General features: G+C 35.7%; 10 protein-coding genes. 7 read left to right on the plus strand and 3 right to left on the minus strand.

From position 1 onward, the window contains the following. Window positions 1–133 precede the first annotated feature (133 nt). The 7 genes from pyrR (at window position 134) to DCO46_RS20485 (ending at window position 5,145) form a co-directional block, all read left to right on the plus strand. Window positions 134–673, plus strand: coding sequence for a bifunctional pyr operon transcriptional regulator/uracil phosphoribosyltransferase PyrR (pyrR, locus tag DCO46_RS20455; protein WP_116754337.1), 540 nt, complete (start codon window positions 134–136; stop codon window positions 671–673). 29 nt (window positions 674–702) lie between these two features. Continuing rightward, a complete protein-coding gene (locus DCO46_RS20460; protein WP_116754338.1) occupies window positions 703–1,344 on the plus strand; it encodes a DUF6891 domain-containing protein in 642 nt (213 codons plus the stop codon). A gap of 75 nt (window positions 1,345–1,419) precedes the next feature. Continuing rightward, window positions 1,420–2,346: an aspartate carbamoyltransferase catalytic subunit gene (locus DCO46_RS20465; protein WP_116754346.1), complete on the plus strand. Its 927-nt coding sequence runs from the start codon at window positions 1,420–1,422 to the stop codon at window positions 2,344–2,346. 88 nt (window positions 2,347–2,434) lie between these two features. After that, window positions 2,435–2,767, plus strand: a complete 333-nt coding sequence (locus tag DCO46_RS20470; RefSeq protein WP_116754339.1) for a ribonuclease Z — start codon at window positions 2,435–2,437, stop codon at window positions 2,765–2,767. Window positions 2,768–2,865: 98 nt separating this feature from the next. Continuing rightward, complete coding sequence (locus DCO46_RS20475; RefSeq protein WP_116754340.1) at window positions 2,866–3,771, plus strand: ribonuclease Z; 906 nt, start codon at window positions 2,866–2,868, stop codon at window positions 3,769–3,771. 55 nt (window positions 3,772–3,826) lie between these two features. Beyond that, window positions 3,827–4,471 (plus strand): pyridoxamine 5'-phosphate oxidase, encoded by a 645-nt coding sequence (gene pdxH, locus DCO46_RS20480; RefSeq protein ID WP_116754341.1) that lies wholly within the window; start codon window positions 3,827–3,829, stop codon window positions 4,469–4,471. Window positions 4,472–4,644: 173 nt separating this feature from the next. Further along, entirely contained in the window at window positions 4,645–5,145 is a 501-nt protein-coding gene (locus tag DCO46_RS20485) for a CAP domain-containing protein (protein ID WP_165829037.1), read from the plus strand. 123 nt (window positions 5,146–5,268) lie between these two features. Here the strand turns inward: DCO46_RS20485 and DCO46_RS20490 are convergent, their stop codons facing one another. From DCO46_RS20490 to DCO46_RS20500, 3 genes are all read right to left on the minus strand, one after another. Beyond that, entirely contained in the window at window positions 5,269–7,194 is a 1,926-nt protein-coding gene (locus DCO46_RS20490; RefSeq protein ID WP_116754343.1) for an OmpA family protein, read from the minus strand. 12 nt (window positions 7,195–7,206) lie between these two features. After that, entirely contained in the window at window positions 7,207–8,124 is a 918-nt protein-coding gene (locus tag DCO46_RS20495) for a type IX secretion system membrane protein PorP/SprF (RefSeq protein WP_116754344.1), read from the minus strand. Window positions 8,125–8,195: 71 nt separating this feature from the next. After that, window positions 8,196–12,051: gliding motility-associated C-terminal domain-containing protein (locus DCO46_RS20500; RefSeq protein ID WP_133244619.1), on the minus strand; the 3,856-nt coding region annotated here is incomplete at its 5' end.

A 12,051-nucleotide genomic window follows, 5' to 3' on the forward strand; every position in this document is an offset into this window, starting at 1 on the left:
AAAGTTACAGTAATGAGGAGTTGCTATGAAAAATGTTTTATGTGAGTGGTCTATTTTATAAATAAATATTTTTCATTTTCAACAAATAAATTCTGATTTCGTATATTTGCGCAACCAAACATTATAATTACTTATGAGCCAAAAAGTATTACTTAATTCAAAAGAAGTTACTATCATACTCCATCGTTTGGCTTGTCAGTTAATCGAAAAACATCTTGATTTCTCTGATACAATTTTAATCGGAATTCAGCCTAGAGGTGTTTATTTGGCCGAGCGTTTAAAACAAATTTTAGAAAGCGAGTACAAAACACCCGAAATCTCTTTGGGTTATCTGGATATTACTTTTTTCAGGGATGATTTCCGAAGAACCGATAAACCGCTTGAAGCCAATAAAACTCAAATCAATTTTATAGTCGAAGACAAAAAAGTCATTTTTATTGATGACGTTTTGTTTACCGGACGAAGCATTCGCTCGGCCTTAACTGCAATTCAGTCTTTTGGAAGACCTTCAGAAATTGAATTGTTAGTGTTAATCGACAGACGTTTTAGTCGTAATTTACCAATTCAGCCCGATTACAGAGGTCGTCAGGTTGATGCGATTAATGGCGAAAAAGTAAAAGTGAGCTGGAAAGAAAATGATGGTGAAGATGTTGTTCATTTGGTAACTAATTAATTGAATCATAAAAAATTGAAAATATAATCATGACAGAGAACCAAGCTTTTATTTATGAATCAATTTTTAATCAGCTAAGAATGGGATTTCTTTCTATCGATGAAATCAAAGAAAACATCATAGAGGAAATTGAAGACAACGAATTTGAAGACGAAATTTCAGAAGATTGGGCTTTCGAAAAAATAGATGAAGAATACCAAAAGTTACTTTCAGAAAGCAAACAATGGAAAAGTCCGACAGATACTGAAAGGCTTATAACAGCGTTTGATGAATTATGTGACGATAACATTGTTGCACTTCACAACGCAGGTTACACTACAAGTGACGGTGAATATGAAGTAGTTGAGGTCGAAAGAGAACTTCAGGAAAACGAAGTGGTATCTGACGGTTATTGCTTTTACCACGAACAGGATTTAGCCAGAGCAATTGATATTGAAAATCCGGGTTTGTATATCGCTTTCCAGAAAGTTGATAATTCTGATGATGCAACTACAATTGAGGTTGGAAAAAGAGTTGCCGAAGTTTTGATAAATAACGATTTCAAAATAAAATGGGATGGCTCTGCACGAACTAAAATTGAAATTCCGGGTTTCAGATGGCAAAAGATTTTTGATGAAGATGCAAGAGATCTGCAAGATTACAGTGAGGTGGTAGACAGAATGATCCAATAGAGTAGCTGCTCTTTAAAGAAGTACTGAATATTTTAGAAATTCAGGAATTTGACAAATAATATTAAAGAAACAAAAATGAAAGAATTAAGCGTAAATCATTTATTAGGAATAAAATATATCAATGAGAATGATATTAACCTGATTTTTGAAACGGCAGATCATTTTAAAGAAGTCATTAACAGGCCAATTAAAAAAGTTCCTTCATTACGAGATATTACCATTGCCAATATTTTCTTCGAAAACAGTACCAGAACCAAACTTTCCTTTGAATTAGCGCAGAAACGTTTATCTGCAGATGTGATCAGTTTTTCTGCAGCACAATCATCGGTTAAAAAAGGAGAAACCCTGATCGATACTGTAAATAATATCCTTTCGATGAAAGTGGATATGGTGGTAATGCGCCACTCCAATCCCGGAGCGGCTTATTTTTTATCTAAAAACGTCAAAGCCAGTATCGTAAATGCCGGAGACGGAGCACACGAACACCCGACTCAGGCTTTGCTGGACAGTTATTCTATCAGAGAAAAACTGGGAGACGTGACCGGAAAAAAAGTAGTTATTGTAGGTGATATTCTGCATTCGAGAGTTGCCTTATCTAATATATATGCTTTGCAGATGCAGGGAGCAGAAGTAAAAGTCTGCGGACCAAAAACACTGATCCCAAGATACATTGAATCGCTTGGCGTTACGGTTGAACCGAATTTAAGAAAAGCATTAGAATGGTGTGATGTTGCCAATATGCTTCGTGTACAAAACGAACGTATGGATGTAAATTTCTTCCCGTCTACACGTGAATATGCACAGCAATACGGAGTAGATAAACCGCTTTTGGATTCTCTTGGAAAAGAAATCGTAATCATGCACCCGGGACCAATCAACAGAGGAGTTGAAATTACCTCTGAAGTGGCTGATTCTGATCATTCTGTGATCCTGAATCAGGTTGAAAATGGTGTGGCGATCAGAATGGCGGTTATTTATCTTTTGGCTTCAAAAATACAATAATCTATAGTTTCAGGTTTCACGTTGTAGGAAGTCAGCTTGAAACCTGAAACCTGAAACAAAAAATATAAAAAGTTCGTACCTTAGTAAAATGAAAGTAGATCAAAAAGGACATACCGTTACAATTAAAGATACCAAAAAAGATGTAAATGCTTTCCTGGAGAAAGTAACGCAGCAATTTAAAACCTTTGAAAAACAGAATGTTATAATCGATTTGTCTTCAAATTCGGAAATAACAGAAAAAGATTTGAAACTTTTTTTGCCGCTTTCCAAAGTTCATAAAAAAGCAAAAAAATCGTTTGTAGTTGTTGCCTCAGATCTTGATTTTAATGCTATTTCAGATAAATTAGCAGTTGTTCCTTCACTTTTAGAAGCACACGATATTATCGAAATGGAAGAAATCGAAAGAGACTTAGGATTTTAGGTTTCAGATTTTAGATTTTAGATTATAACTGAATCTAAAATGGGTTCTCAATTCTGAAATATTTTCCTCAATCTAAAATCTAAAATCAACAATCTAAAATGAAATTAACCATACTTGGCTGTTATGCCGCCACTCCAAGAACACTTACCAACCCGACTTCGCAGGTTTTAGAAATCAAGAACCGATTGTTTTTGATTGATTGCGGAGAAGGAACCCAGGTTCAGCTTCGAAAGAATAAGATTAAATTTTCTAAAATTAACCACATCTTTATTTCTCATCTTCATGGGGATCATTTGTATGGCTTAATCGGAACCATTTCGACATTTTCTCTTTTGGGAAGAACGACTGATCTTCATGTTTACGGACCAAAAGGAATTAAAGAATTAATCCTTCTTCAATTAAAACTGACTGAATCCTGGACGACTTATAATTTGTTTTTCCATGAATTGGAGTCGAAGGAAAGTGAAGTTATTTTTGAAGATAAAAATGTCATTGTAAAGACTATTCCGCTAAAACATCGTGTTTATACAAACGGATTTCTTTTTCAGGAAAAACCGGATGAGAGAAAACTAAATATTGAAGCTGTTCAAAAATATGATATTCACATCGCCTATTATCAGAAAATAAAAAATGGCGGTGATATTACACTGGACGACGGAACCGTAATTGAAAACGAAAAACTTTCTTTTGATCCAATAAAGCCTAAAAGTTATGCTTTTTGTTCCGATACTGTTTACCATGAAGCTATAATTCCGATTATCGAAAATACAGATGTTTTATACCATGAATCAACGTTCTTAGACTCCGAAGCTCCTTTGGCACTAAAAACGTTACATTCAACTGCAAAAGAAGCGGCCAATATTGCTTTAAAAGCTAATGTAAAACAGTTAATTCTCGGTCATTATTCTACACGGTATGACGGAATTGAAAGTTTTAAAGAAGAAGCTGAAACAGTTTTCTCAAATGTGCTTTTGGCAGATGACGGCCTGAGTTTTGAATTATAAATTATGAGTTGTAAATTTAGAATAATCTAAAATCAACAATCTAAAATAATAAGTCATGAATGATTTAAGTAATTATAGAAAATCTTACGAGAAAAGCGAATTGCTTGAAAGTAATATTCCTGAAGACCCGATTAACCTTTTTAACAGATGGTTTCATGAAGTAGAAGATTTTGGCGGAAGCGGAGAGGTAAATGCAATGACCGTTTCTACAATTGGCCTGGATGGTTTCCCTAAATCACGTGTTGTTTTACTGAAGAAATTTTCTGAGGAAGGTTTTATTTTTTATACCAATTATAATTCAGAAAAAGGGAAAGCCATAGCACAAAACCCTCATGTTTGTTTGTCTTTTTTCTGGCAGGAAATGGAACGTCAGGTTATCATAAAAGGAATTGCCCAAAAAACATCTGAAAATATATCAGACGGCTATTTTGATTCCCGTCCTGACGGAAGCAAGTTAGGCGCAATAGTTTCAAATCAGAGCGAAGTGATTCCGTCAAGAACATTTTTAGAAGAAAATCTAAAGAAAATTGAGAAGGAATTTGAAGGAAAATCAATCCCAAGACCTGAATACTGGGGCGGTTTTTTAGTAACTCCCTTAGAAGTAGAATTTTGGCAGGGACGACCAAACCGATTACATGACAGGATCAGATATACAAGTCAATCTGATTTTTCATGGAAGATAGAAAGATTATCATCTTAACTGTAAGAAAATTATATAATATATTGAAATTGTAGTGCATTTCGTCGATTAATTTTGGTACTATAGCGAGAAATTAAATAAGTTTGACCCATAAAATGATGACAATTTAATTTAAAATATATTTAAAGAATTTGCCCCAACATTTACTTTAAAACGCTAAAATGCTATTGATTATGAAGAAGATTATGCGCACCATGATGTTCGTTGTGATGCTTATCACAATGAACTCATGTTCTGCTGACACAGTTGAAGGTACTGAAACAGCTGTTCCGAATGAAAATCCAAATACCAACTACGCTTACAACAATTCTGAGTTAGAATTAATGCAATTGATAAACGAATACCGTGTGAGTATTGGTTTGAATGCATTGGAAAAAGCAAACCTTATTTCTGATCAGTGTGAAGATCATAACCAATATATGGTTGCCAACAATGTGATGAATCATAATGGTTTTGCTTCCCGTTCTGAGAATATCATGAAAGGACTCGGAGCTAAAAACGTAGGTGAGAATGTAGCTTATAATTACAAGACCTCTCAGGCTGCTTTAAAGGCATGGCTGGAAAGTCCTGGACATAAAAAAAATATTGAAGGGAATTATACACACTTTGGTATTTCTGTCACTACAGATGCTTCAGGAAAAAAATATTATACTAATATATTTGCGAAAATATAAATAACGTATCAACTGTATAGGTTTAACTAATCGTTGCAGTTCCCGAAATTGCAACGATTTTTTATTTAAAAAAAGCTGTCCGGATTTAAGACAGCTTTTTCGAAAGTATGAAATTGTAATTAACTACAATGCAGTAATGATAAACTCGCTTCGTCTGTTTTCCTGATGTTCTGCTTCTGTACAGGGAACATCATCGGCGCATTTGTTTACGAGTTCAGTTTCTCCGTAACCTCTTCCGGTTAATCGGTTTTTGTTTACTCCATTTTTGATAAGCCATTCTATAGTCGATTTGGCTCTGCGGTCAGATAAGGCTTCATTGTATTTAAAGGTGGCACGGCTGTCTGTATGCGAGCGTATATCCAGCTTCATCGTTGGATTATCATTTAATACCGCCAGTATTTTCTCTAAATCTAAAGCAGCTTCTGTACGGATATTCGATTTATCCAGATCAAAATAGATCATTTTTATGCCGAAACATTTTCCCAAATCATCACCCACGGTTACTTTGCATGTTGATTTATCCAGGGCAATTGACAGATTGGTTTTTCCGGTTGATTTTTCAATGGTAACTGTAACTTCCCTGGTTGTATAATCTGTTTTTTCAGCTCTGACACTATAGGTTTTTCCACATTCAACCGGGAAAATGTATGATCCTGATGCATCAGCAAGTACAGTATCTTTTATTTCCATCTGATTATTGAACAATGTAACTTTTGTTCCGGGCAGAATTTCCATGGTTTCAGCATCGGTTATCACTCCGTTTAATTCCTGTATGCATTTTAATCTTTTGGTTTCTAAAAATTTATAAATGTCATCAGAACCCTGTCCGCCGTCTTTATTAGAGCTGAAATACCCTTTTCTTGATACCGGATCAATTATGTAAGCAAAATCATCTTTTGGCGAATTGATATCTGCTCCTAGATTCTGGATATTGTTAATGACTCCGTCTTTTCCTATTTCCCCGACAAAAACATCCAGGCCGCCAAGTCCGGGATATCCGTCTGAAGCAAAATAAATTTCATTTTCGTTTGTTACAAAAGGGAATGTTTCCTTTCCTTCTGTATTAATACTTTTTCCTAAATTTTCAGGAATTCCAAAATCACCATTGTCATTTATTGCCACCTTATAAAGATCCGACTGTCCGGAAGTTCCGGGCATATCAGATGCGAAGTATAGTGTTTTTTCGTCAGGACTTAATGCAGGGTGGGCCGTACTGTAATTATCGCTGTCAATAGAAAGTGGGGTTACATTGGTCCATTTATTATTTTCAAGAGTTGCTTTGTAGATTTTTATCAAAGTAGTTTTATTGGCATCTTTTCCTTTTTTACCGGTTACATAGTTATTTCTTGTAAAATATACGGTCTTATTGTCTTTTGTAAAAACAGGCGTAGATTCATGAAACTTTGTATTTAAAGCATTTTTTATCTTCATTACTTTTACCGAATCTACATCGGCCTGATATAGATTTGTAAAATGTTCGCCTGTCCATTTATGTTTGCGTTGCGAAAAATTTCCGGTATCCCTTGCAGAAGCAAAATATACTTTGTTATTGTGTACAAAAGTTCCGTAGTCAGAATACTTTGAATTAATTCCCGCATTTTCAATCGTATAACGTCCGGAATTCTCTTTGATTTTATCCAGGTAATTTACATTTTCTTCATAGAGCCTGTTTCGGTTATCTTCTTTATATTTAGAATTAAACTCTTCCATAATCTTATTGGCTTTTTCAATCTGGCCGGTAGATTTTAATGACTGTGAATATCTGTGATAATATTCAGGTTCGAGATTTGTAGTCATTGCAAATAGTTCACCATACCATTTTGCAGCTCCTTCAAAATTGGAATTAAAATAATATGAATTTCCCAGCTTTTTGAACATATCTTCAGACTTGTATCCCTTTTCTGCTACTCGTTCATAAATCTTAATAGCATTTATATAGGCATAATCATCGTATTTTTTATCGGCAGAATTTATTTTCGATTGCTGAGAATAACTGTCAATTGAAAAAACACTAATCACTGTCAGACAAAGTAGTATATAATTTTTCATGGTTAATTTTTTTTAGAAGAAACGAGGTGTTGTCATTTTACCATTATTTGTAAAGAATTCATAACGCAGGAATATCTCATGTGAACCTGAATTGTAATTGTTTAAATTGGTAGTTTCACGATCGTAGCCATATCCAATATATAAGCCGTCTGTAATCTGAAAACCCGCCATAGCACTCAAAGAGGCACTCCATCTGTAAGCAACCCCTACAACAAACTTGTCAATAAACATAAAATTGGCCGAAACATCTACTTGTAGTGGTGCGCCTTCGATCATTTTGACCAGTGCAGCAGGTTTGAATTTGATATATTGGTAATAGTCTAAATTAAATACGTAACCTCCCATCAAATAATAATTGATTTTGTCTTTATAAATGGCAATATCATTATCATCATATCGATTGGTTTCAATAAAATTCGGAACAGATAAACCAATGTATGCTTTGTCAGAGTGCCAGTAAATCCCGGCTCCGACATTGGGCGAAAATTTATTGCTAAGATCCTGGAATTGAGGATCTCCCTGTTGCGCCGGATTTAGTTTATTGACATCTAAGTTAAAGATATTTGCCGTACCTTTTACACCAAATGAAAGTTTAAAATTGGCTGATGTCTCAATGGTATAAGAAAGATCTGCAGATATGTTATTTTCATTGGTTGGCCCTATTTTATCATTAACCAATGAAACCCCAACTCCTAATTTACTGTTGTTTATTGGTGTATTAACCGAAAAAGAACTTGTTTCAGGTGCGCCGTCAAGCCCGACCCATTGCGTGCGGTAAAGCCCAAAGACACTCAGTGCTCCTCTTGATCCTGCATATGCAGGATTAATATTTATGGTGTTGTACATGTACTGCGTAAACTGCGCATCTTGTTGTGCATAGGTTGCAATTGTTGTAAACATTATGACGATGGAAAATAATATTGTTCTCATAGTAGCTATTTATTATTTCAATTATTACTAAGGATTTTGTTGCTATATAATTCAATTCTGCAGGTCAGTTTTTATCTTGACAAATACAGATAACCATCTTCTTTATGGTTTATAATTGCATTATTTCCGTCTAAAGATTTATAAGTAATGATGTAGAAATAAGTTCCTGTTGGCAAACCATCAGACTCCTTAATAGTTGTTCTTCCCCGTGAGGTTCCGTCAAATGCGTTGTTTGTATTGTTATAATTGAAAGTATCAAAAACCAGTATTCCCCAGCGGTTATAGATTTCTACCGAATTTTCAGGATAACAGGTGATCTCATCAATATTATCAATTTGGAAGAAATCATTTTTTCCATCGCCATTCGGAGAGAAAGCATTATGAATTAAAACAGTTCCACAGGCCAGTACTCTGCAATCATTATTTACTTCCATACTCAGAACAATACTTCTCGGACAATTTTCATCGGTAATGGTATATTCAAATGTATATCTGCCAAGTGATAAGCCATACGGATTAAATATTGTGCCCAGTAAGGCATTACTGGAACTGGTATCAATCCATGTTCCTGTTAAAGGCGTGTTTTCAGGTAATAAACTTTGCAGGTCAATCAGCGTTGAATCATCATTGCATGCCTCACTTGTTATGTTAATAATACCATTTGGAACTACAGTTATACTTACAGTTGCAGTATCGCAATTGTCGGGATTTAATTTTTCACAAATCTGATACGTGAAGTTATACGTGCCGGCAGGAGTGGTGCTGGTTACAGTCACATTTCCGGAAGCATCTATTGTAATATCTGCATTGGTTTTTCCGGTATTATTGTTATTATTTAATAACGTGAAGTTTACCAATTCTAGTGTTGCCGGAGACTGATTGAGAATATCGTTGCTTAAAACATTTCCAACCAGACCAAAAGTGTTGCAGCCAATATTGTCATAATTGTCATCATTGGCTACTATTAGAGGGGAAGTGACAATAACAGTAACAATTGCAGTATCGCAATTTCCGAAATCGGCATTTTCACAAATTTGATATGTCAATGTGTAAGTTCCTGCCGGAGTATTTGGCGCTACATTTACAAATCCGTCAGGACTTAATGTTAGCGCTCTGTCAGGATCTGGTGTCACTAAGGTCAATGTAACATCATTAGGATTCACAGCTGTATTATTTAAAGTATCATTATTATATACATTTAATACATTTGTTGCTCCGATAACTCCATTCACAGGACCTCCGTTATCGTCATTTGCGACAATTGCAAAAGCGGGTCTGGCAATACAATAAGGATCTGCAGGAGGATAATTAACCGTAATCGTTTCACTCGGATTAACGGAAATAGTTAAAACAACAGTCGGGCGCAAAGTTTCAAATCCGTCAGCACCCTGAATCCATTGATTATTCTCGAAAATCCAACCAGGCCAGTCAAGACCATTTCCTGCCTGATCTACAACTGCTCCCGGCCATAATACTCTGCTGCTAAGAGGTAAATCGGTCATTGTGATTATGACATTGTTATTACTGTCTGCCCACGCAATCGTTACACCATTTTGCGGAGTGAAATTACCAGGCGTTACCACATAGTCAATATAAGGAACATCATTTACACAAATCGGTATTGCAGTTACGGTCATAACAGGTGCCTCAATAGTCACTGTTACAGTTGCAGTATCACAATTACTTACTTCATCTGCTTCACAAATTTGATACACCATGGTCAAAGTACCTGCAGGAGCATTGGGTAAGACATCTACAGAACCATCAGCATTTAATTGTAAAAAATCATTAGGCGTTACGGTTGTAATTATCACATCTGTCGGAGTTACAACAACACCTTCAATAGTATCATTTGATAATACATTAAGAACATTTGGTGTTATAGTATTTACGCCTACTATTGGCCCTGCATTATCATCATTGGCAACAATATCAGAATAGGTTTTACAAACAACTCCAAAATCAATATCTAAATGGACTAAATCTGTTGGTGTCACAGTTGCAATAAATCCGTCCGGACTAGTGATTTGACAAATAGTATGTAATTGTGTTTTAGCAGTTTTAGCAGTTTTGTTTTTGGCTGTAGCCGAAGGAAGCACTTTTACTAAACCTGTTGCGCCCAGAGCAGTAGAAGCGGCATCAAAATTAGCATCCCTTACTAATTTTACATTATAATCTCCATAAGGATTTTCACCATCAGGTCTGTCTCTCCAGTATCCCTGAATTCCAACAATTACATCCTCATGATAACCGTTCGGCCCATCAATTATTACGTTTGCACTTAATGCATTTCCGAAGCCACCAGCATTTAGTTCTCCTACATTTTGCGGGCCGGCAAAACTTCCATCTCCATTAAAATCTATCCATTCCCATAAACTGTAATCAATAGCACCATTGCTGTCAGGAATATTTTTGGTTACAACACCGTCATTATTAGCATCGTACCATTCATCCTGGATTCCGTTACCATTTGTATCATACCAAACATAATCTCCTAAAACAGGCAGAGTAGAAGTGCCATATTCAAAATTATGAATCTGGAATTTACATTCTTCAAGAGTAGTAAAAAACAAACTTGAATCTACAGGATATAATTGGAAAGCGTTATTTAAGTTAGCATCCTGAACCTGAACTAAGTAATTTCCGGGAACCATATCAGTAAAACTGTACATTCCGTTTGCATCAGTTAATCTGAATAAAATCGGGCCGGTTGTTGTTCCCTGAGGTACAAGTGTTACAGGCACATTCGCAATTGGTGTCTGGTTATCAATGTTTTTGATTTGCCCTGAAATTTTAACTTTATACGGAGGTTCTGTTATCGTAACCATAGTTGTTGCACTACAAGTTTGATTCTCATTATCTACGGCAGAAGTAGCTGTTAAAGTATAAATACCAGCCGGTAAATTGGTATTTCCAACCACTTCATTGTTCTGATTTCTGATTATAACTGTTGATCCCGGACTATTTGTTACGGTAATCATGCCGTCAGTTCCATCAAGGCATGTTACGTTGGAAACAATTCCACTTACAGAAACCTTATTTTCGACACTGAATTTTTGAACCAGTTCAGTTGTATTGCCTGAACAATCTGTTAATGTATATGTTCTGGTTAAAACAAAAGCAGTTCCGTCACAGCCACTAGCGCCGTTATTAGTATCATTTATCGTTATGATAACATTAGAATCACAATTATCGGCAACATTGGTAATATCTTGCGGACTACCTGAAGGAATATCATTTATATTCTGTAATCCAGCCACATCTGCAGGAGGTGTTCCTGTTGGAGCAGTTGTGTCTCTTACAGTTATAATTTGTGTGTGTGAAACTGTATTTGCCGAGCAATCGCTTGTTTTCCAGTTACGTGTTAATGTATAATTAGAACCACATTCATTTTGTATATCGCTTTTGGTCTCCGTAAAAACAATAGGTAAATCTAAATCGCAATTATCAGAAACTACTAACTGGGCAGGCTCAGGAATAGCGTCGCAAGAGACCGTAATATCGGTTGGGAGATTTCCATTAAAAATTGGTTTTATCGTATCTTCAATGCTAATCACCTGCGTAAAAATCTCAGAAGTATTGCCACAGTCATCTTTTACCATCCATGTATTAGTGTAAGAGCCTGAATTGGCACAACCTTCGGCAGCCACAAACTGACCGCTGGTTTTCACAATATTTGAAACATCCCCATCACAGGAATCGTTTGCTATTGGAAATTTTGCCTGCGCTAAAGCCAGAGCCTCAGTATCACTGCATTGAACAGTTACATTAAGAGTACCGTTTAGAGTTGTCCAGGTTGGAGCGGTTGTATCTTCGATAGTGATTACTTGCGTAAAAATCTCAGAAGTATTGCCACAGTCATCTTTTACCATCCAGGTATTAGTGTAAGTTCCGGAATTGGCACAACCTTCGGCAGCCACAAACTGA

The organism is Flavobacterium sp. HTF (assembly GCF_003105115.1).
Taxonomy (GTDB): domain Bacteria; phylum Bacteroidota; class Bacteroidia; order Flavobacteriales; family Flavobacteriaceae; genus Flavobacterium.

Bases quoted from the DNA above. Each gene is read 5' to 3' on its own strand.
- pyrR (WP_116754337.1), top strand. From the start codon at position 134: ATGAGCCAAAAAGTATTACTTAATTCAAAAGAAGTTACTATCATACTC.
- DCO46_RS20460 (WP_116754338.1), top strand. From the start codon at position 703: ATGACAGAGAACCAAGCTTTTATTTATGAATCAATTTTTAATCAGCTA.
- DCO46_RS20465 (WP_116754346.1), top strand. From the start codon at position 1,420: ATGAAAGAATTAAGCGTAAATCATTTATTAGGAATAAAATATATCAAT.
- DCO46_RS20470 (WP_116754339.1), top strand. From the start codon at position 2,435: ATGAAAGTAGATCAAAAAGGACATACCGTTACAATTAAAGATACCAAA.
- DCO46_RS20475 (WP_116754340.1), top strand. From the start codon at position 2,866: ATGAAATTAACCATACTTGGCTGTTATGCCGCCACTCCAAGAACACTT.
- pdxH (WP_116754341.1), top strand. From the start codon at position 3,827: ATGAATGATTTAAGTAATTATAGAAAATCTTACGAGAAAAGCGAATTG.
- DCO46_RS20485 (WP_165829037.1), top strand. From the start codon at position 4,645: ATGAAGAAGATTATGCGCACCATGATGTTCGTTGTGATGCTTATCACA.
- DCO46_RS20490 (WP_116754343.1), bottom strand. From the start codon at position 7,194: ATGAAAAATTATATACTACTTTGTCTGACAGTGATTAGTGTTTTTTCA.
- DCO46_RS20495 (WP_116754344.1), bottom strand. From the start codon at position 8,124: ATGAGAACAATATTATTTTCCATCGTCATAATGTTTACAACAATTGCA.